At 74.2% G+C, this 18,997-nt stretch carries 16 protein-coding genes; 8 read left to right on the top strand and 8 right to left on the bottom strand.

What is annotated here, in order from left to right; all coding sequences use genetic code 11:
* Positions 1-54: 54 nt before the first annotated feature.
* The 4 genes from ACZ7KF_RS21515 to ACZ7KF_RS21500 all read right to left on the bottom strand — a co-directional run bounded on the left by ACZ7KF_RS21515 (position 55) and on the right by ACZ7KF_RS21500 (position 6,629).
* Positions 55-3,060, bottom strand: a complete 3,006-nt coding sequence (locus ACZ7KF_RS21515) for a helix-turn-helix transcriptional regulator (protein WP_471077198.1) — start codon at positions 3,058-3,060, stop codon at positions 55-57.
* A gap of 97 nt (positions 3,061-3,157) precedes the next feature.
* The gene (locus tag ACZ7KF_RS21510; RefSeq protein ID WP_471077195.1) at positions 3,158-3,508 is read right to left on the bottom strand and encodes a UBP-type zinc finger domain-containing protein; all 351 of its coding nucleotides are present in this window, start codon (positions 3,506-3,508) and stop codon (positions 3,158-3,160) included.
* Positions 3,505-4,956 carry an ATP-binding protein gene (locus tag ACZ7KF_RS21505; protein ID WP_471077192.1) on the bottom strand — a complete coding sequence of 484 codons (1,452 nt, stop codon included), beginning with the start codon at positions 4,954-4,956 and terminating at the stop codon, positions 3,505-3,507. The genes ACZ7KF_RS21510 and ACZ7KF_RS21505 overlap by 4 nt, the downstream gene beginning before the upstream one ends.
* Positions 4,953-6,629, bottom strand: coding sequence for an NAD(P)/FAD-dependent oxidoreductase (locus tag ACZ7KF_RS21500; protein ID WP_471077189.1), 1,677 nt, complete (start codon positions 6,627-6,629; stop codon positions 4,953-4,955). Before ACZ7KF_RS21500 ends, ACZ7KF_RS21505 begins: the two co-directional genes overlap by 4 nt.
* A gap of 275 nt (positions 6,630-6,904) precedes the next feature.
* Here ACZ7KF_RS21500 and ACZ7KF_RS21495 point away from each other — a divergent pair, with 275 nt between their 5' ends.
* Positions 6,905-7,771, top strand: a complete 867-nt coding sequence (locus tag ACZ7KF_RS21495) for a universal stress protein (protein WP_471077186.1) — start codon at positions 6,905-6,907, stop codon at positions 7,769-7,771.
* Position 7,772: 1 nt separating this feature from the next.
* Here ACZ7KF_RS21495 and ACZ7KF_RS21490 read toward each other — a convergent pair whose 3' ends face one another.
* The 3 genes from ACZ7KF_RS21490 to ACZ7KF_RS21480 form a co-directional block, all read right to left on the bottom strand.
* A complete protein-coding gene (locus ACZ7KF_RS21490) occupies positions 7,773-9,008 on the bottom strand; it encodes a DUF4032 domain-containing protein (RefSeq protein ID WP_471077183.1) in 1,236 nt (411 codons plus the stop codon).
* A gap of 76 nt (positions 9,009-9,084) precedes the next feature.
* Positions 9,085-9,831 (bottom strand): MBL fold metallo-hydrolase, encoded by a 747-nt coding sequence (locus ACZ7KF_RS21485; protein ID WP_471077180.1) that lies wholly within the window; start codon positions 9,829-9,831, stop codon positions 9,085-9,087.
* Positions 9,832-9,951: 120 nt separating this feature from the next.
* Positions 9,952-10,581, bottom strand: coding sequence for an alpha-ketoglutarate-dependent dioxygenase AlkB (locus ACZ7KF_RS21480; RefSeq protein ID WP_471077177.1), 630 nt, complete (start codon positions 10,579-10,581; stop codon positions 9,952-9,954).
* Between the two features lie 142 nt (positions 10,582-10,723).
* Here ACZ7KF_RS21480 and ACZ7KF_RS21475 point away from each other — a divergent pair, with 142 nt between their 5' ends.
* On the top strand, positions 10,724-11,353 hold the full coding sequence (locus tag ACZ7KF_RS21475) for a TetR/AcrR family transcriptional regulator (protein ID WP_471077174.1): 630 nt from the start codon (positions 10,724-10,726) through the stop codon (positions 11,351-11,353).
* A gap of 41 nt (positions 11,354-11,394) precedes the next feature.
* Positions 11,395-13,068: an FAD-binding dehydrogenase gene (locus ACZ7KF_RS21470; RefSeq protein ID WP_471077171.1), complete on the top strand. Its 1,674-nt coding sequence runs from the start codon at positions 11,395-11,397 to the stop codon at positions 13,066-13,068.
* Between the two features lie 3 nt (positions 13,069-13,071).
* Here ACZ7KF_RS21470 and ACZ7KF_RS21465 read toward each other — a convergent pair whose 3' ends face one another.
* Positions 13,072-13,422, bottom strand: coding sequence for a DUF488 domain-containing protein (locus ACZ7KF_RS21465; protein ID WP_471077168.1), 351 nt, complete (start codon positions 13,420-13,422; stop codon positions 13,072-13,074).
* A 166-nt stretch (positions 13,423-13,588) separates the two neighbouring features.
* Between ACZ7KF_RS21465 and ACZ7KF_RS21460 the strand changes: the two genes are divergently transcribed.
* The 5 genes from ACZ7KF_RS21460 to ACZ7KF_RS21440 all read left to right on the top strand — a co-directional run bounded on the left by ACZ7KF_RS21460 (position 13,589) and on the right by ACZ7KF_RS21440 (position 18,963).
* A complete protein-coding gene (locus ACZ7KF_RS21460; protein WP_471077165.1) occupies positions 13,589-14,995 on the top strand; it encodes a M1 family metallopeptidase in 1,407 nt (468 codons plus the stop codon).
* Positions 14,996-15,036: 41 nt separating this feature from the next.
* Positions 15,037-15,801, top strand: coding sequence for a L,D-transpeptidase family protein (locus ACZ7KF_RS21455; RefSeq protein WP_471077162.1), 765 nt, complete (start codon positions 15,037-15,039; stop codon positions 15,799-15,801).
* Positions 15,802-15,821: 20 nt separating this feature from the next.
* On the top strand, positions 15,822-16,529 hold the full coding sequence (locus tag ACZ7KF_RS21450) for a response regulator transcription factor (protein WP_471077159.1): 708 nt from the start codon (positions 15,822-15,824) through the stop codon (positions 16,527-16,529).
* An 86-nt stretch (positions 16,530-16,615) separates the two neighbouring features.
* Positions 16,616-18,433 carry a sensor histidine kinase gene (locus ACZ7KF_RS21445; RefSeq protein ID WP_471077803.1) on the top strand — a complete coding sequence of 606 codons (1,818 nt, stop codon included), beginning with the start codon at positions 16,616-16,618 and terminating at the stop codon, positions 18,431-18,433.
* A gap of 80 nt (positions 18,434-18,513) precedes the next feature.
* Positions 18,514-18,963, top strand: coding sequence for a DUF6098 family protein (locus ACZ7KF_RS21440; protein ID WP_471077156.1), 450 nt, complete (start codon positions 18,514-18,516; stop codon positions 18,961-18,963).
* The last annotated feature ends 34 nt before the right edge of the window (positions 18,964-18,997 follow it).

Below are 18,997 nucleotides of genomic sequence, written 5' to 3'. Positions count from 1 at the left end.
GCGCCGGCCGGGTCCCCGCGGCCCGGCCGGCCCGCTCCGCCCGCCTCGGCGAGGTCACCCCGACCCGGCCGGCTCCGGCGCGATCAGGCCCCGCCGATAGGCCACCGCCACCGCCTCCGTGCGGCTCGCGGCGCCCAGCTTGGCCAGGATGTTGGAGACGTGCACGCTGGCCGTCTTACCGGTGATGAACAGTTCCTCGCCGATCTGCCGGTTGCTGCGGCCCCGCGCGAGGAGCCGCAGGACGTCCCGCTCCCGCGCGGTCAGCGCCACGGTGTCCGTCCGGTCCGCACCGGCCCCGAGGCGGCCCCGGCGGACCAGCGCGTCGATCCCGTCCAGCAGCGGCGCCGCGCCCAGCCCGGCCGCCGTCTCGCGGGCCAGCCGCGCCTGCTCCGCCGCCTCCGCCCGCCGTTCCACGGCCAGCAGCGCCCGCGCGTACCGCAGCCGGCACCGCGCCCGCTCGTAGACGTCGCCGGGCCCGAAGGCGGCGACCGCCGCCGCCCAGGCCGCCGGATCCGGCCCGGACACGACCGTCGCCCACTCCGCCTCGGCCCGGGCCAGCCACGCCTGCCCTTCGGGGCCCTGCACCCGGCCCGTCTCGTCCCGCCCGGCCGTGGCCCGCGCAAGCTCCACCAGCTCGGTCCCGGTGTCCGTCCAGCGGGCCGCCTCCGCGCTGACGGCTCCCGCGCGCCGCAGCTCCGTGACCCGGTCGGCGACCGCCGCCAGACCGAGCGCCGCCAGCCGGACCGCCACACCGGGCCGGCGCGCCGTACCGTCGCCGAGGGCCGCGAGCGACGTCCGCAGCCGCTCGACGGCCGCCTCCGGGTCGCCGTCGTGCACGGCGGCGTCGACGAGCACGATCCCGGCGACCAGCGTGCCCATCCAGTCGAACGGGCCCGCGAGCAGCGCCCGGGCCCGGTCGGCGGCGTTCCCGTCGCCGCGGGCCAGCGCCACGTACAGGGCGGGGCTGGTCGCGAAGGCACCGCCCGGCATGGGCAGCCCGGGGGTCGCCTCGGCCGCCGCGCGCAGGCACTCGTCCCAGCGCCCCAGCGTGTACAGCACCAGCAGCTGGAGGTAGCGCATCTCCAGCGGATACGCCGAGGACAGCAGCCCGGCCCGGCGCGCCCGGTCGAGCCCGTCGGTCAGCACCGGCAGGCACTCCGTCAGGTCACCGGACTCGAAGGCGCCCATCGCCAGATTGAACAGAGCGCGCATCTCCACCGGCGCGTTCCCCGCCGTGCGGGCCAGTTCCCGGGCCTGCTTCAGCCGCTCCCGGCCCTCCCGCGAGCGCCGGCCCCCGCCCTCGGCCAGGGTGAGGGAGATCAGCAGATCGGCCTGGGCGGCGGGCAGGCCCAGCTCCTCGGCGGTGCGCAGGGCCTGCCGGCCGACACCCAGCACGGTGTCGTCCTCGCCGACCGCACGGGCCGCGGAGACATGCGTGGCCGCCGCCCACACCCATGTCCGCGACGGCGGGTCGGCGGGGATCATCGCCAGCGCCTCGCTGCTGTAGCGGAACGCCGCCGCCAGGCTGTCCACGGTCAGCAGATTCCCGGCCAGCGTGTACCGGACCCGGGCGGCCAGCTCGTCGCCGGCGTCCTGACCGACCCCGGCGAGCGCCGCCCGGGTCAGCGAGACGGCGCAGTGGAACTCCCCGGCGCGGGCCGCGGCGGCCGAGGCGCGCAGGGTCAGCGTGACCCGGTTCAGCTCCTCCCCGGCGGGCCGCGCGGTCGCCGGCACCGACTCCCACAGCTCCAGGGCGGCCTCCAGATGCCGCAGCTCCTCGGCGGGGGCGCCCAGCCGCCGGGCGTGGTCGGCGGCCTCCAGGCAGGCCGCGAGCGCCCCGGGCAGGTCGCGTCCTGCCCGGGAGTGGTGGGCACGCTCCGCCGCGGTCTCCGGGGCCCGGCCGCGGGCCGCGAGCAGCCGGGCGTACGCACCGTGCAGCCGGGACCGCTCGCCCGGCAGCAGGTCGGCGTAGACCGCCTCGCGGGTGAGGGCGTGCCGGAAGGCGTACGTGCCGTCGTCCCGGGGGAGCAGGAGCTGGTGGCCGACGGCCTCCCGCAGCGCCGTCTCCAGCGCCTCCTCGGGCAGTCCGGCCGCCTCGCGCAGCAGCGCGTGCTCCACGCGCCGCCCGGCCACGGCCGCGGTCCGCAGCACCTGCTGGGCGGTCTCGGACAGCTGCTCGACCCGGATGAGCAGCAGATCGGCGAGGCCGCTGGGCACGGCGCCGGTGTCCGTCCCCGGGTGCTCGGCTCCGTGCGAACCGGGGGGACAGTCGTCGGCAGCCGCGAGCAGTTCCTGGGCGTAGAAGGCGTTGCCCTCCGCGCGGGCCACGATGCCGTGCACGACGGCGTCGGGCAGGGGACGGTCCTCCAGGGCCCGCACGAGCCGCGCCACCTCCGGATCCGGCAGGGGCCGCAGCTCCAGGCGTTCCACGGCCGGCAGCCGGACCAGCTCGGCGAGCAGGGGCCGCAGCGGGTGGCGGCGGTGCAGGTCGTCGGCGCGGTAGGAGGCGAGGACCGCGTGCCGCCGGTCCGGGGCGCCGCCGCCCGGCCGGTGCAGCACGCCCCGGCTGAGCAGGAAGCGCAGCAGATCCCGGGAGGACTGGTCGGCCCAGTGCAGGTCCTCCAGGACGAGCAGCAGCGGGGTCACGGCCGCCAGATCGGCCAGCAGCCCGGCGACGTCCTCGAAGAGCCTGAGCCGCTGGTCCGCGCCGCCGGCCGCGTCCGGCCCGGCGCCGAGCAGCCGGTCCACCGCCGGATGCGCGGCCAGCACGGCCGTGAACCGCTCGTCGGCGGCGAGCACGCCGAGGATCTCCGTGAACGGCAGATACGGCAGGCCGACGTCCCCCAGGTCCACGCAGTGCCCGGTGACGACGGTCGTCCCGGCCCGCGCCGCCCGACCGGCGACCTCGTCCAGCAGCCGTGTCTTGCCGACCCCGGCGTCCCCGGCGAGCAGCACCGCTCCCGGCACCCCGTCCCGGGCGCGCTCCAGCACGCCCGTGAGCCGGGCCAGTTCCTCGTCCCGGCCGATCAACGGCGCTGTGATGAAGGGGGTCTGCGACACGGCCCCATCCTGACACGCCGCACGGACGACACCCCGGTGACCGCCCCCTCACCAGCGCGCACCCCCGGCGGGAACGGCCCCGAGGCCGTTCCGGGCCTCAGCGCAGCGTGCGCGCCCAGTCCTCCGGTACCCGGCCCGCCGGACCCGGGACCGGCTGGTCCGCGGGATGGGCGGCCGGTGCGGCGAGTTCGGGTCCGGAGGAGTACAACTCGTCCGTGGCGTAGTTCCAGAACCAGGCCTCGCCCGGCTCGAAGCTGCGCATCACCGGATGCCCGGTCGCCCGGTAGTGGGCGGTGGCGTGCTTCGAGGGGGAGTCGTCGCAGCAGCCGATGTGTCCGCACTGCGCGCACCGGCGCAGATGGAACCACCAGCCGCCCGCCTCCTCGCACTCCACACAGCCCGTACCGCTGGGCGGGACGAGCGGATCGATTCCGTCGACGTCGGTCATACCGGCTCCTCGTCAGGGGTCTCGGCGGTCAGGGGCAGCAGCACCTGGAAGCGGGTGTCGCCGGGGACCGACTCGACCCGCAGGCTGCCGTGGTGCTTGTTGACGACGATCCGCCAGGAGATGTCCAGGCCGAGCCCGGTGCCCTCGCCGACCGGCTTGGTGGTGAAGAACGGGTCGAAGATCCGGTCCTTGATCTCCGGCGGGACGCCGGGCCCGGTGTCCCGGAACTCCACCAGCAGTCGCTCGTGGTCGAGCGCCGTCCGCACGGTCAACGTGCCCTGGCCGGCCGCGCCGTTCATGGCCGAGGCGGCGTTGTCGATCAGATTGGTCCACACCTGGTTCAGCTCGGCCGGGTAGGCGGGGACCGGCGGGAGCGTGCGGTCGTACTCCTTGACGACCTCGATGCCCGAGCCGAGCTTCCCGGACAGCATCAGCAGCGTGCTGTCGAGGAGTTCGTGCACGTCCACCACCCGGTAGGGCGCCCGGTCCAGCTGCGAGTACTGCTTGGCCGCGTCGACCAGGTGCGAGATGCGGGTGGTGGAGTCCTCGATCTCGGACATCAGCAGCTCGGTCTCGATGGTGTAGTTGAGCCAGCCCACCGCGTTGGGCAGGATCTCCTCGTCCACCGCCGCCGCGACCTGCTCCAGCCAGTCGACGTCGAGTCCGGCCTGCACGAAGGTGGGCGCCACCTGCCAGCCGTAGTCGATGCCGTGGTCCTCCAGCCACTCGGTGAGCGTGTCCTCCCGGTCGCTGGCCTCCAGCGGGCTGAGCACCGGGGCCTTCGCGACCCGCTCGGCGGTGCGCTCCTGGATCTCGACCAGGCTCGCCAGCACCTCGCGGGAGAAGGGCCCTTCGGCGATCAGGCCGAGCTTGCGCCGCATCTTCGCGACCCGCTCCCGCAGGGTCGCGGTGGCCCGGACGGCGGCCGCCGCCGGGTTGTTCAGCTCATGCGTGAGCCCCGCCGACAGCGAGCCCAGCGCCAGCAGCCGTTCCCGCTGCCCGATCATCGCCTGGGTGTTCTTCGAGCCGAAGAACAGGCCCTCCAGCAGGTGCACGGCCATCGGGAACCACTCGCGCATCACGTCCGCGAAGAGGTCCGCCGGCAGCACGAAGAACCGCGTCGGCTGCGTGACCCGCATCGAGTTGTTGTAGACCTGCCGCACCCGGTCGCCGAGATAGGCCTGCATCGCGCCCGCGTACACCCCGGACTGCGAGGTCCGGGTGACTTCCACGTCGTCGCCCCCGACCCGCCGGGACAGCACGACCGTGCCCTCGATCATCACGAAGAAACAGGTGGCCGGGTCGCCCTCGGTGTACACGGGGCCCGGCTGGAACAGCTCCACCCGCCCCGCCGCGCACAGCCGGCCCAGCTGCTCGGCGCTCAGCTTCTCGAAGAGGAACAGCGAGCCGATCTCCTTGGCGCTGCACGGCATGAGCTGCCCGCTCACGACTGCTCCAGGTACCGGTGGACGAGCATCACGGCCATGGCTCCCTCTCCGACGGCGGACGCGACACGCTTGGCGGACTCGGCGCGTGCGTCGCCCGCCACGAACACGCCGGGAATGCTGGTCTCCAGGTGGTACGGCGGCCGGTCCAGCTCCCAGCCGGCCGGCGGCCGGCCGTCGGCGGTCAGGTCGGGGCCGGCCAGGATGAACCCGCGCTCGTCGCGCAGCACCGTGTCGCCCAGCCAGTCGGTGAGTGGGGCGGCCCCGATGAACACGAACATCCACTGCGCGTCGACCTGTTCGGTCTCCCCGGTCACGGTGTGACGCAGCGTCAGCTGCTCCAGGTGGTCGGCGCCATGGGCCGCGTCCACGACCGTGTGGGGGCGCACCGAGATGTTCGGCGCCTCGTTGAGCTGCTGGATCAGGTAGTACGACATGGACGCCGACAGGTCCGACCCGCGCACCAGCAGGGTCACCGACTTCGCGCCGCGCGACAGGTACATCGCCGCCTGGCCCGCCGAGTTGGCGCCGCCGACGATGTAGATGTCCTGCCCCTGGCAGGAGGCGGCCTCGGTCAGCGCCGAGCCGTAGAACACCCCGCAGCCGGTCAGGTCGGTGCAGCCCGCGGCCTCCAGCTGCCGGTACTGCACGCCGGTCGCGAGGATCACGCTGTGCGCGGCGATCGCCGAGCCGTCCGCGAACCGGATGACGCGTGCGGCGCCGTTGACCTCCAGCGCCGTCACCTCACGGGCGGTGAGTATCTCGGCGCCGAACTTCGCCGCCTGGCGCCGTGCCCGGTCGGTGAGCTGCGCGCCGGAGACGCCGTCCGGGAATCCGAGGTAGTTCTCGATCCGGGAGCTCTGCCCGGCCTGCCCGCCGGTCGCCGACCGCTCCACCAGCACGGTCCTGAGCCCCTCGGAGGCCCCGTACACGGCCGCGCCGAGGCCCGCCGGTCCGCCGCCGATCACCACGAGGTCGTAGAAGTCGGCGGTCGGTGTCGTCGCCAGGCCCACCCGTGCGGCCAGTTCGGGAGCCTCGGGCTCGACCAGGGCGGCGCCGTCCGGGGTGACCACCAGCGGCAGCCGCCGCCCGTCCTGTCCCGCCGCCGTCAGCAGCCGCCGGCCCTCCGGCTCCTCCACCGAGTACCAGCGGTACGGCACCTGGTTGCGGGCGAGGAACTCGCGCACGTCCGAGGAGCGCGCCGACCACCGGTGCCCGACCACCTTGGTGCTCGGCACCGGCCGGAAATCGCTGGTGCGCCAGGCCTCCAGCAGGTCGTCCAGGACCGGGTAGAGCTTCTCCTCCGGCGGGTCCCAGGGCTTGAGGAGATAGTGGTCGAGGTCGACCACGTTGATCGCGTCGATCGCCGCGTTGGTGTCCGCGTACGCGGTGAGCAGCACCCGTCGCGCTCCCGGGTACACGTCGAGCGCCTGCTCCAGGAACTCGATGCCGTTCATCTGCGGCATGCGGTAGTCGGCCAGGATCACCGCCACCAGATCGCCGCGCAGCTTCAGCTCGCGCAGCGCGTCCAGCGCGGACTCGCCGGACTCGGCGCGCACGATCCGGTACGACTCGCCGTAGCGCCGCCGGAGATCGCGGGCGACGGCACGGGAGACCCCCGGGTCGTCGTCCACGGTCAGGATGACGGTCCGCGCCGTCTCGGCGGCCTGTGTCATGCGTCTCCCCACCCGAGTGTCCGGATCCCACGGCACGGTGTCCTGGGGACCACCGCACCGGTTCCAGGCCATCGTATGTTCGGGCTCCGGGTTCCGCTTGCCCGATGGAGCACGACGCTTGTCCCACAGCGACCAGTGAGCGCGCGGGCGCCCGGGGAACCGGGGAGCCGGTGGCACGGCCCGTGTGCCGGAGATCATCATTGGGGGTGACCGCCGGCGTCCCGACAGCGGGCATCGGCACCGCGAGGACCCGGCGACGACGAGGAGGCCCACGGATGACACGCCCGATCACGGCAGGGGTGGACGGCACGGAGGAGAGTCTGGCCGCGCTGGACTGGGCGGCCAGGGAGGCCGTCCGCCGGGGGCTGCCGCTGCGCGTGGTGCACGCCTGGCGGTACGCCGAGGCGCTCGCCACCGCCGACCGGGACACCCAGCAGGGGTGGGTGTCGGAGGGGGTGGCGGAGGCCGTGCGCACGGTCGCCGAGCGTCATCAGGGGCTGACGGTGACCACCGACGTGGTCGAGGGCGGAGCCGCGCACGCGCTGGCGGAGGCGGCGGCCGGCGCCGAGATGCTGGTGCTCGGCTCGCGCGGCCACGGACCCGTCGTCGGGTTCCTGCTGGGCTCGGTCGGCCAGCAGGTGATCGCGGAGACGTCCCGGCCCGTCGTGCTGGTGCGCGCCGAGGACGAGGCGGCGGCGGAGGCGGCCGGCCGGGACGTCGTGGTCGGCCAGCACGGCGGCCCCGAGGACAGCGCGGCGGCGCTGCGGTTCGCGTTCGAGACGGCGGCGGCCCGCGGCGCGGCCGTCCGGGCCGTACGAGCCTGGACCCTGCCCCCGGTCTTCGCCTACAGCCCCGGTTCCCTCAAGCTGCTGGACGACGCGGGCGGTCTCGAACCGTACGAGAAGCAGGCGCTGGCCGAGGCCCTCCAGCCCTGGCGCGAGCGGTTCCCCGAGGTGCCGGTGGCCGAGCACCTCGAGATGGGCAGCGCGGGCCAGGTGCTGCTGTCGATGGCCGGCCGGGCGCAGCTGATGGTCGTCGGGCGGCGGGCGCGCCGCACGGCCGTCGGCGCCCGGATCGGCTCGGTCGCGCACGGGGTGCTCCACCACGCAGGCTGCCCGGTGGCCGTGGTCCCGCACGAGTGAGCTACTCCGGCTCGGTCGGCTCCAGGGTCGTCCGGGCCCGGGGCAGGATGTTCTCGGTGTAGTCCTTGACGGCGGTGTCGAGACCTATGTCGTGCTGGGCGCGCTCGGACAGGTACCAGCGGTGTTCGAGCAGTTCGTGGAAGATCTCGGCCGGGTCCATGGAGCCGCGCAGCTCCGGCGGCACCGACCGCACGGTGGGCCGGAACACGTCCCGTACCCAGCGGTGGGCCAGCACTTCGGGGCGGGCGGCGAGGGGGTCGCCCGGGACGTAGTCGTCCTGGGTGGCCATCCAGCTCTCCAGGTCGGTCAGCAGCCGCCGCGCCTGGTTCTCCTCGGCGTCCAGGCCGGTCAGCCGCAGCAGCTGCCGCTGGTGGTGACCGGCGTCGACGACCTTCGGCACGAAGGTGACCGTGTCGCCGTTGGAGGAGTGCTCGATCTGCATCTCGGCCACGTCGAAACCGAGGTCGTTCAGGCGGCGGATCCGGCGCTCGATGTAGTGGTACTTGCCCGCCGGGTACACCGAGGTGCGGGTCAGCTCCTGCCACAGTCCCCGGTAGCGGGTGCAGATCTCGTGCCCGAACTCCACCGGGTCGACGGACGGGTGCAGCGCGCCGGACGCCTCCAGGTCCAGCAGCTCCCCGCTGATGTTCACCCGGGCCAGGTCCAGGTCGTACTCCCGCTGGCCGGGGCTGAGCCGCGGGTGCAGGTCGCCCGTCTCGGCGTCGACCAGATAGGCCGCGTAGGCGCCCGCGTCCCGCCGGAACAGGGTGTTGGACAGCGAGCAGTCCCCCCAGGCGAAGCCGGCCAGGTGGAGCCGCACGAGCAGCACGGCGAGGGCGTCCATCAGCCGGTGCATGGTGGCCGGGCGCATGGTCGTCTCGAACATCGACCGGTACGGCAGCGAGCCGCGCAGATGCCGGGTGACCAGCACCGGCTCCAGCGGGGCGCCGGAGGGGTCGGTGCGGCCGGTGATCACGGCCAGCGGGTCGACGGCGGGGATGCCCAGCCGGTCCAGGTCGCGCAGCAGCTCGTACTCGCGCAGCGCGGGCCGTTCGGCCAGCTCCTTGACGGCGATCACCTCGTCGCCGGCGTGCGTGTAGCGCACCACGTGCCGGGAGATGCCGCGGGGGAGCGGCACGAGGTACTCCTCGGGCCACTCCTCCAGCGGTGTGTCCCAGGGCAGGGCGAGGAGGAGAGCGGGGTGCTCCGGGTTCGTGGCACTGATCTGCAAGGCCATGACGCGAACCCTAAGGCCACACCCGCCCGTTGCAGGAGGCGCGGTCCGCCGCGCGGCCCGCGGACGCCGTGTCCGGCTATGCGGCGCGGTCCCGGGCCTGCTCGGCCGCGGCCCGCACCGAGCCGCGGTGGACGGGCCCGTGACCCGGCAGCAGCGTGTCGCCGTCGAGCGCGCCGATCACGTCCAGGGAGCCCAGCGCCCGCGCGGGCTCGTGGTGGAAGAAGCCGAGCAGCATCTGCGGGCCCTTGATCCGGGAGGTGGCGTGCCCGCTGACCAGGGCGTCCCCGGAGATCACCACGCCGGCGTCGGGCAGGTGGAAGGCGCAGTGCCCGTCCGTGTGACCGGGGGTGTGCACGGGGACCGGCCGGCCCGGCAGGTCGAGCGGCCCCTCGGCGGGGAACGGCTCGGGCGTGGCGACGGGGTGGCTCTGCAGGCCGTCCACCCGGATCACGTGCGCGGCCCAGGGCAGGACACCGGGCCGCCAGGCGTTGCGGACCACGTCGCCGATGTTCGCCTGCTGGAGGAACTCGCGCCGCGCGTGCGGGACTTCGGCGGGATGCAGATAGACCGGGGTGCCGTGGGCGGCGCGCAGGTACTCGGCAGAGCCCAGATGGTCGTTGTGCGCGTGGGTGATCAGGACGGCGGCGACCGCGTCCGGTGAAACGCCCACCGCCGCGAGGGACTCCAGCAGTCCCGCGCGGTCGCCGGGGTACCCGGTGTCCACCAGCGTGACGGCGTCGCCGTCCTTGAGGATCACCCAGTTGGTGTTGTGGCCGTGCACCAGATAGGTGTCGTCGGCGACTTGGTGTACGTCAGCCCGCATGGTCTCCCCGAGCCTCGAGCGGCGGATCGTCGGGGACAGCCAATCAGACGCGACGGCGGCTCGCACGAGGGGGCGCCATGGTGTCGCGCGCCGGGCGCCGCGCCCGGGTCCCGGCGGACGTCAGCGCACGCCCTGCGGCCGGAACTGGATGCTGATGCGCGGTCCGGCGGCCCGGCCCGTCTTGGGGACGCAGTGTTCCCAGGTGCGCTGGCAGGAGCCGCCCATCACGATGAGGTCGCCGTGGCCGAGGGGCCGGCGCAGCGTGCCGCCGCCTCCGCCGGCCGGGCGCAGCAGCAGGTCCCGGGGCGCGCCCACGGAGAGGATCGCGACCATGGTGTCCTCACGGGCGCCCCGCCCGATCCGGTCCCCGTGCCAGGCCACGCTGTCCCGGCCGTCGCGGTAGAAGCACAGCCCGGCCGTGGTGAACGGTTCGCCCAGTTCCTCGGCGTAGTGCCGGGACAGGGCGGTGCGGGCCTCGTCCAGCACCGGGTGGGGGAGCGGATCCGGTGCCCCGTAGTAGGCGAGCAGGCGGGGCACGGCGACCACGTTGTCGTACATCTTCCGGTGCTCCGCCCGCCAGGGGACGTCCGCCGCCAGCTGGTCGAACAGCGCGTCGGCCCCGGTCAGCCAGCCCGGCAGGACGTCGATCCAGGCGCCCGAGCTCAGTCCGGTGCGGCGCAGCCCGTCGAGCGGGCCGAGCCGCAGCTCGTCGGTCTGGTCGAACAGGGAGCCCTGGAGGTGCGTGGCCATGAGCCCACCCTACTCCTTAATCGAAAATCCGTTCCATTCGATAGGTCGCGCGCCCGGGCATGTGCAGGGGGCTTTCGATACATCCATGTATCCGATACGTTCATGTATCGAAAGAGGGGTGGCGAGTGAGAGGCCGGTGCCGATGAAACCCACGCAGGACCCACCCGGGCGCGTCACGCGGCGCCGGGTCCGCACCCGGGCCCGGCTGCTCGACGCCGCCTTCGCGGTGTTCGCGGCCAAGGGCTTCGGACGGGTCTCCATCGAGGAGGTCTGCGAGGCGGCCGGGTACAGCCGGGGCGCCTTCTACTCGAACTTCGCCACCCTGGACGAGCTGTTCTTCGCCCTCTACCAGGAGCGCGCCGACCTCATCGCCGCCCAGGTCGCCGACGCGCTCGCCCAGGACGGGCCCGGCCTGGACGTGCCCGCCTCGGTGGACCGGGTCACCGAGGTGCTGCTGCTCGACGTGGACTGGCTGCTCGTGAAGACGGACTTCCTGGTCCACGCGGCCCGCGACCCGGCCGTCTCGGGAGCCCTCCTCGACCACCGCGCCCGGCTCCGGCAGGCCATCGCCGACCGGCTCTCCCGGGCCCGGGGACACACCGCACTGCCCGCCGTGCTGGGCGACGTCGACGGCGCGGCACACGCCGTGGTCGCCGCGTACGACGGGGTCACCACCCAACTGCTGCTGGACCGGGACGTCACGGCCGCCCGGGCCTGGCTGGGGCAGCTGCTCACCGCGCTGCTCACGGACGGCAGCCGCACCCCCGCATGAGCACGGTCGCACGAGCACCGTCAGGAAGGACACAGTCGCCCATGGACGCGGACGTCATCGTCGTCGGAGCCGGTCTCGCCGGCCTGGTCGCGGCACACGAACTCACCAGCCGGGGCCGCCGGGTGGCCCTGGTCGACCAGGAGAACGCCGCCGATCTCGGAGGCCAGGCGTTCTGGTCCTTCGGCGGGCTCTTCCTCGTCGACTCGCCCGAGCAGCGCCGCCTCGGCATCAAGGACTCCTTCGCCCTCGCCTGGAACGACTGGCAGGGCAGCGCGCAGTTCGACCGGCTCGCCGACGAGGACTCCTGGGCGGTGCGCTGGGCCCGCGCCTACGTCGAGTTCGCGGCCGGCGAGAAGCGCTCCTGGCTCCAGGGGCACGGCATCGAGCTGCTGCCCACCGTCGGCTGGGCCGAGCGCGGCGACCTGCGGGCGGACGGGCACGGCAACTCGGTGCCCCGCTTCCACATCGCCTGGGGCACCGGCACCGGCGTGGTCGAACCCTTCGTGCGGTACGCCCGCCAGGCCGCCCGGGACGGACTGCTGACCTTCCACCACCGCCACCGGGTGGACGAGCTGGTCGTCGAGGACGGCACGGCACGCGGCGTGCGCGGCACCCTCCTCGCCCCCGACGACTCCCCGCGCGGCGCCCCCTCCGGCCGCGACCGCGTCGGCGACTTCGAACTCACCGCCCAGGCCGTCGTCGTGACCACCGGCGGCATCGGCGCCGACCACGACATCGTCCGCCGCTACTGGCCCGAGCGGCTCGGCACGCCCCCCGCCGAGATGGTCACCGGCGTCCCCGCCTACGTCGACGGCCGCATGCTCGACATCAGCGCCGAGGCCGGCGTACGACTGGTGAACCGCGACCGCATGTGGCACTACACCGAGGGCCTGCAGAACTGGAGTCCCCTCTGGCCCGGCCACGGCATCCGCATCCTGCCCGGCCCCTCCTCCGTCTGGCTGGACGCGCTCGGCCGCCGGCTGCCCGACCCCTGCCTGCCCGGCTACGACACCCTGAACACGCTCAAGTACCTCCGCACCACCGAGGACATCGCGGAGTACGACCACTCCTGGTTCATCCTCACCCGGAAGATCGTCGAGAAGGAGTTCGCGCTCTCCGGCTCCGAGCAGAACCCCGACATCACCGCCAAGGACCGCAAGGCCGTGCTGCGGGACCGGCTGCTCGGCAAGGGCGCCCCGGCACCCGTGCGGGCCTTCCTCGACAAGGGCGCCGACTTCGTCACCGCCGGCCGCCTGGAGCAGCTGGTCGAGAAGATGAACGGTCTCACCGGCAAGCCGCTGCTGGACGCGGCCGAGGTACGGCGCCAGATCGAGGCCCGCGACCTGCAGATCGCCAACCCCTACAGCAAGGACTCCCAGGTCCAGGGCATCCGCAACGCCCGCCGCTACATCGGCGACCGGCTCGGCCGCGTCGCCGCCCCGCACCGCATCCTCGACCCGGCCGCGGGCCCCCTCATCGGGGTCCGGCTGCACGTGCTGACCCGCAAGACCCTCGGCGGCATCCAGACCGACCTGGACTCCCGGGCCCTCGGCGCCGACGGCACACCGATCGAGGGGCTGTACGCGGCGGGCGAGGTGGCCGGCTTCGGCGGCGGCGGTGTCCACGGCTACAACGCGCTGGAGGGCACGTTCCTCGGCGGCTGCCTCTTCTCGGGCCGGGCGGCGGGTCGTGCGGCGGCGCGGCAGACGGCCTGACCCTCAGCTCGCCAGCAACTCCGCCAGCACGGTCGCGTGGCTCTGCTCCGGCTTCTTCGACGCCGTGAGCAGGGTCACCTGCCCCGCACGGACCGACTCGCGGAGTCCGTCGAGCACGTCGGCGGCCTCCGGCGCGTCGAGTTCCGCCTCGTAGCGCCGGCGGAACTCGTCGTAGGAGCCCTCGCCCGAGTGGTACCACGTGCGCAGCTCGCTCGACGGGGTCAGCCCCTTCGGCCACTCGTCCACGTGCGCCGCGTCCTTGGCGAGGCCGCGTGGCCACAGCCGGTCGACCAGCACGCGCAGGCCGTCGTCGGGCTCGGGCGGTTCATAGATCCGGCGCACGCGCACGCTCACGGTCGGGCCCTTCGGGATCGGGGACGGTTGTGCGAGCGTACTGCGGCACTCCGCGCCGAGCCGTCGGCGACGCGGAGTGACTTGACCGGAAGAAGAGGGAAAACGGGCCCGCCTCCCGCCTAGTCTGACGGCCAGTCGATCACCGCCCAGTCCCAGAGGAGCGCATGTGACGCCGCCCCGCAGACAGCCCGTCCGACGCCGTACCGCCGTGCTCGCCACCGTTCCCGCTGCCGTGGCCGCGCTGCTCGGCGCCGCCGCACCCACGGCGTCCGGCACCGGCGCGCCCGGCGCGGGCGACCCGTACTTCCCGCTCAGCGGCAACGGCGGCTACGACGTACGCCACTACGACCTGACGCTCCGTTACGACACCACCTCCCGCCGCCTGGACGCCACGGCCGTCCTCAGCGCCCGCGCCACCCAGCGGCTCACCCGGTTCGACCTCGACCTGAAGGGCCTGAAGGTCACCGCCGTCACCGTCGACCGCACCCCGGCCGCCTTCCGGCGCGACGGGCAGGAACTCGTCGTCACCCCGCGTCAGGCCCTGAAGTCGGGACACGACTTCCGCGTCACGGTCGCCTACCACGGCACCCCGAAGCCGGTCACCGACCCCGACGGCTCGGCCGACGGCTGGATCCCCACCGACGACGGCGCGTTCGTCGCGGGCGAACCCCAGGGCCCGATGACCTGGTTCCCGGTCAACGGCCACCCCAAGGACAAGGCGTCGTACGACTTCACGATCACCGTGCCGAAGGGACGCACCGCCGTCGCCAACGGCGTGCTCCTCGGCCGGCGCACCGCCCACGGGCAGACCACCTTCCGCTGGCGCGAGACCCAGCCCATGGCCGCCTACCTGGCCACCGCGACCATCGGCAGGTTCCAGGTCGAGCGCTACACCACCCGCGACGGCGTCCAGGTCTACAACGCCGTGGACGCCCGCGAGGCGCGCGCCGCCGGACCCGTCCTGAAGAAGCTGCCCTCCGTGCTGGAGTGGGAGAGCAAGCTGTTCGGGCCCTACCCCTTCCGGGCCGCCGGCTCGATCGTCGACCACGCCCCGGACGTCGGCTACGCCCTGGAGACACAGACCCGGCCGGTCTACGACCGTGCGCCCGACCTCGACACCCTCGTCCACGAGAGCGCCCACCAGTGGTTCGGCGACTCCGTGTCGCTCACCGCCTGGAAGGACATCTGGCTCAACGAGGGCTTCGCCACCTACGCCGAATGGCTCTACGACGAGCAGCACGGCGGCCGGAGCGCCCAGCAGAGCTTCGACGCCCTCTACGCCCGGCCCGCGAGCGACGGCCTGTGGGCCTACCCGCCCGGCGACCCGGGCAGCGGCGCCCGCATCTTCGGCACGCCCGTCTACGCGCGCGGCGCGATGGCCCTGCACGAGCTGCGCCGGACCGTCGGCGACCGCGACTTCTTCCGCATCCTGCGCGCCTGGGCGGACGGGCACCGCGGCGGCCACGGCACCACGGCACAGTTCGTCCGGCTTGCCGAGGAGAAGTCCGGGAAGCAGCTGAAGGAGCTGTTCCACACCTGGCTGTACACGCAGGGCAAGCCGAACAGGGCCTGATTTCTGACCGGTTCCAAACAACTGTCGGCCAAGGTCGACCCATGATCCAACGCAGAACCGCCGTCGCACTCGTCGCCTCCCCGCTGCTGCTCACCGGCTGCGGCGGCGGGGCCGAGGCGACCGGGCACCGGACGCCGGCCCGCCGCCCGGCGCCGGCGCCCACCCCCGGGACACCAGGACCCGGAACGTCCACCCGCGGGACGTCCACCCCGTCGGCGCCGCGGGGCATACCCGGCCTCGGACCCGAGCGGTCCGCGGCGATACCCGAGCGCTGCGGGCAGGCCGTCGTCGTCACCGGACGCGGCGAGAACTCCCCGCGCTGCACGGTCGTGCTCCACCGGCGCACCGCCACCGGCTGGCAGGCGGGTGCCGCCTGGCCCGCGCACAACGCGCTGCGCGGCTGGAGCCCCCACCACATGTCCGGCGACCTGCGCTCCCCGCTCGGCGTCTACACCCTCTCCGACGCCGGCGGCCTGCTCCCGGACCCCGGCAGCAGGCTCCCGTACCACCACGCCCGCGGCTTCCACTCGCCCGGCACCGGCTTCGAGGGCGAACCGCTGGAGGGCTCCTTCGACTACGTCGTCGCCATCGACTACAACCGCGAGCCGGGCACCTCGCCGCTGGACTGGACCCGGCCCCTCGGTCCCGCGCGCGGCGGGGGAGTGTGGCTGCACGTCGACCACGGCGGACCGACCCACGGCTGCGTCAGCGTCGCCAAGGCCCACATGAAGGACCTCCTGCGCACCCTCGACCCCGGCCGGCATCCGGTCGTCGTCATGGGGTACGCCGACTGGCTCGCGCGCTGAGCGGCTTAGGATCCGAACTCGTGTGCGCACATGTACTGGTCGCCGAGGACGACGAGAAGCAGGCCGAACTCATCCGGCGCTCGCTGCTTGCCGAGGGGCACACCGCCACGGTGGTGCACGACGGCGCGGCGGCGCTCGACGCTGCCCGCCGCCTGCGGCCCGATCTCGTCGTCCTGGACCTGATGCTCCCGGTCGTCGACGGGTTCGGCGTGTGCCGGGCCCTGCGGGGCGGCACGGAGAACCCCGACGTCCCGGTGGTGATGCTCACCGCCCGCGCCGCCGAGGACGACGTGCTGCTGGGCCTGGAAGTCGGCGCCGACGACTACCTCACCAAGCCGTACAGCCCGCGCGAGTTGATGGCCCGTATCCGTACGGTCCTGCGGCGCAGCGGGCGGGGCGTCGGCGCCCGGGGCGAGGATCCCGTCGTGCGGGCCGCCGGGATCAGCGTCGACCCGGTACGGCACGAGGTGCGCTGCGACGGAGCACCGGTGGAGTGCACGCCGGCCGAGTTCCAGATCCTGCTGGCCATGGCGGGAGAGCCGGAGCGGGTCTTCACCCGGCGGCAACTGCTCCAGTGCACGCGCGGCTTCGACCGGGCCTCCACCGAGCGGGCCGTCGACGTGCACATCATGAACCTGCGCCGGAAGGTCGAGGCCGACCCGCGGCGGCCGGTGCGGCTGCTGACCGTGTTCGGCGTCGGCTACAAGCTGAGCGGGGCCCGGCCGTGAGGAGCCGGCGGTCACGGGCCGACGGGCCGCCGGCCGAGCGGCGCCGCACCCCCCGAGCCGACCGGAAGGCGTCCGCGAAGCGCCGGATCCCGCTGCGCAAGCGGCTCCTCGTCCGGCTGCTGTCCGTCTCCGCGCTCATCGCCGTCTGCTCGGTGGCGGCCACCGCCTGGCTCGCGGTGACCACCACCACCAGCGCCCTCAAGGAGGAACAGGGCCAGGACCTGGCCGCCGACAACCGCATCCTCGCCCGGCTCAGCGGTTACGCCGCCACCCACTCCGACTGGACGGGGGTGCGGCGCACCGTCCGCGAGCTGGCCGCCCGCACCGGGCGCCGGATCGCCCTCACCACCGCCGACCGCGCCTTCGTCGCCGACTCCGCGCCCCGCGGCACCCCCCTGCCGCCCCGGCCCGCCGCCACCGTCGACCCGCTGCGCACCGACACCTACACCGAGACCGGCGCCCAGCTCAGCGGCATCGACCCCCGCGTGGTGGGCCCCTACCGGCTCCCGGCGAAGGAACGCGCCAAGCTCGACGCGCTGGCCGACAGGCGCAAGCGGTGCTACGAGCGCTACGGCCTCCAGGCCACGGTCGTCCGGATCACGAGCGGGCGGCCCGTCGTCACCACGCCGGACGGCACCGCCCCGGCCGACTACGGCGCGACGGTCTGCGAGGACGGGCGGCTCAACACCCCGACCGCGACGGAGCAGGTGGCCATCGACGCACTGTCGGAACTCGTCCGGCCCTGTCTGAAGCAGTCCGGTCTGCACCTCGGCGGACGGCTGTTCCTCACCTTCGACCCCACCGGCAAGGACCCGTTCGGCGGTGGCTACCTGCTCAAGTACTCCAAGATCGCCACAGGTGAGGCCGCGCGGGCCGCCCAGCGCTGCGTCCAGACCGCCCGCCGCACCCAGCTGGAGCCCTACGCCGCCCCGGTGGCCGAGCTGTTCCTCGGCATCGGCGACCAGAATCCGGCCCGCTTCGACATGTCACCCGCCAACAAGGCCAAGGTGTTCGGCGTGGCCGGCCTGGTCCTCGCCGTCACCGTCGCCGTCACCGCCGTCGTCGCCGTCCGGCTGGTACGGCCGCTGCGCGCACTGACCCTGGCCGCACAGCAGCCGCCCGACCTGCATGTGCGCGTACCGGTGACCACCCGGGACGAGACCGGGATCCTCGCCGAGGCGTTCAACGACCTGACCGAGCGGCGCGCCCGGCTGGAGGCCCAGCGCAAGGCCATGGTCAGCGACATCGCGCACGAGCTGCGCAGCCCCCTCACCAACATCCGGGGCTGGCTGGAGGTCGTCCGCGACGGTGTCGTCGATCCCGACCCGGCACTGCTCGACTCCCTGCACGAGGAGGCATTGGTCCTCCAGCGGATCATCGACGACCTCCAGGACCTCGCCGCGGCCGACGCCGGCACACTGCGCCTGCACCGCGAGCCGCTGCGGGCCGGCGACCTCCTCGACCAGGTCGCCGCCGCCCACCGCGTCGCGGCAGGCGCCGCCGGGGTCGCCCTGCGCACCGAGGCCGACGCCGCCTGGCTGGACGCCGATCCGGTCCGGATGCGGCAGGCCCTCGGGAACCTGGTCTCCAACGCGCTCCGGCACACCCCCGCCGACGGGACCGTCACGCTCACCGCCGGCCGGGACGGCGACGACGTGGTGCTCACGGTCGCCGACACCGGCGCGGGCATCGCGCCCGAGGACCTGCCGCACGTCTTCGAGCGGTTCTGGCGCGCGGAGAAGTCCCGCAGTCGGCGTACCGGCGGCAGCGGCCTGGGCCTGCCGATCGTCCGCCACCTGGTGGCCGCGCACGGGGGCACGGCCGGGGCCGCGAGCGAGCCGGGGGCGGGCGCGGTGTTCACCCTGCGCCTGCCGGCCGTGCCGCCGCCCGCCGAGGAGCCCTGACAGCGCGGCACCGCGGTCCGATTCCCGGCGTGCGCCGGGGGTACTCCGGCCGCGCACGCGCAGCACAGGGAGGTCGGACCATGAGCAGCTCGGAGGACCTGCCGGTCGTGTCCACGCTCGCCGAGGCGGCCCGCCTGGTGGAACGGAACCGGGGCCTGTACGTCCGCTGGTCCCGCGGCCCCGCCGCCGATCTCGACGCCGTCTCCAGCACCGACGAGCTGACCGGTGTGCCCATGCCCGGGCTGTCCGCCAACCCGCTCGACGTGGAGTCCTGGTGGGAGGGCCGGTCGGTGGAGCTGTGGGTCGCGCGCCGCCTGTACGACTACGCGCACCTGCCGCACGACAAGGGCCCCAGCGTGCGCCCCTGGGTGCTGCGGGGCCGGGAAGCGGGCCGGGGCCCCGACAACGAGCCCCTCGTGACCGACGTCGAGCCGCTGTGCTGGATCGCCGAAGAGGTGATCGGCGCGGCCCGGGACGAGATGGCCCGGCAGGAGCGGGCGTGGGGGACCTTGCGCCGAGGGGGCCGCTGAGGGCGTGAGGGACCTGCGCCGAGGGGGGTGGACG

The sequence above is a fragment of the Streptomyces sp. NPDC038200 genome, assembly GCF_055600785.1.
The sequence above is the reverse complement of the archived record's forward strand: the minus strand, read 5'-3'. Positions and strand labels throughout refer to the sequence as shown.

Coding starts and splice junctions, on each gene's coding strand:
- ACZ7KF_RS21510 (WP_471077195.1), bottom strand. CDS start 3,508: ATGACCGACGTCGACGGAATCGATCCGCTCGTCCCGCCCAGCGGTACG.
- ACZ7KF_RS21500 (WP_471077189.1), bottom strand. CDS start 6,629: ATGACACAGGCCGCCGAGACGGCGCGGACCGTCATCCTGACCGTGGAC.
- ACZ7KF_RS21495 (WP_471077186.1), top strand. CDS start 6,905: ATGACACGCCCGATCACGGCAGGGGTGGACGGCACGGAGGAGAGTCTG.
- ACZ7KF_RS21490 (WP_471077183.1), bottom strand. CDS start 9,008: ATGGCCTTGCAGATCAGTGCCACGAACCCGGAGCACCCCGCTCTCCTC.
- ACZ7KF_RS21485 (WP_471077180.1), bottom strand. CDS start 9,831: ATGCGGGCTGACGTACACCAAGTCGCCGACGACACCTATCTGGTGCAC.
- ACZ7KF_RS21480 (WP_471077177.1), bottom strand. CDS start 10,581: ATGGCCACGCACCTCCAGGGCTCCCTGTTCGACCAGACCGACGAGCTG.
- ACZ7KF_RS21475 (WP_471077174.1), top strand. CDS start 10,724: ATGAAACCCACGCAGGACCCACCCGGGCGCGTCACGCGGCGCCGGGTC.
- ACZ7KF_RS21470 (WP_471077171.1), top strand. CDS start 11,395: ATGGACGCGGACGTCATCGTCGTCGGAGCCGGTCTCGCCGGCCTGGTC.
- ACZ7KF_RS21455 (WP_471077162.1), top strand. CDS start 15,037: ATGATCCAACGCAGAACCGCCGTCGCACTCGTCGCCTCCCCGCTGCTG.
- ACZ7KF_RS21440 (WP_471077156.1), top strand. CDS start 18,514: ATGAGCAGCTCGGAGGACCTGCCGGTCGTGTCCACGCTCGCCGAGGCG.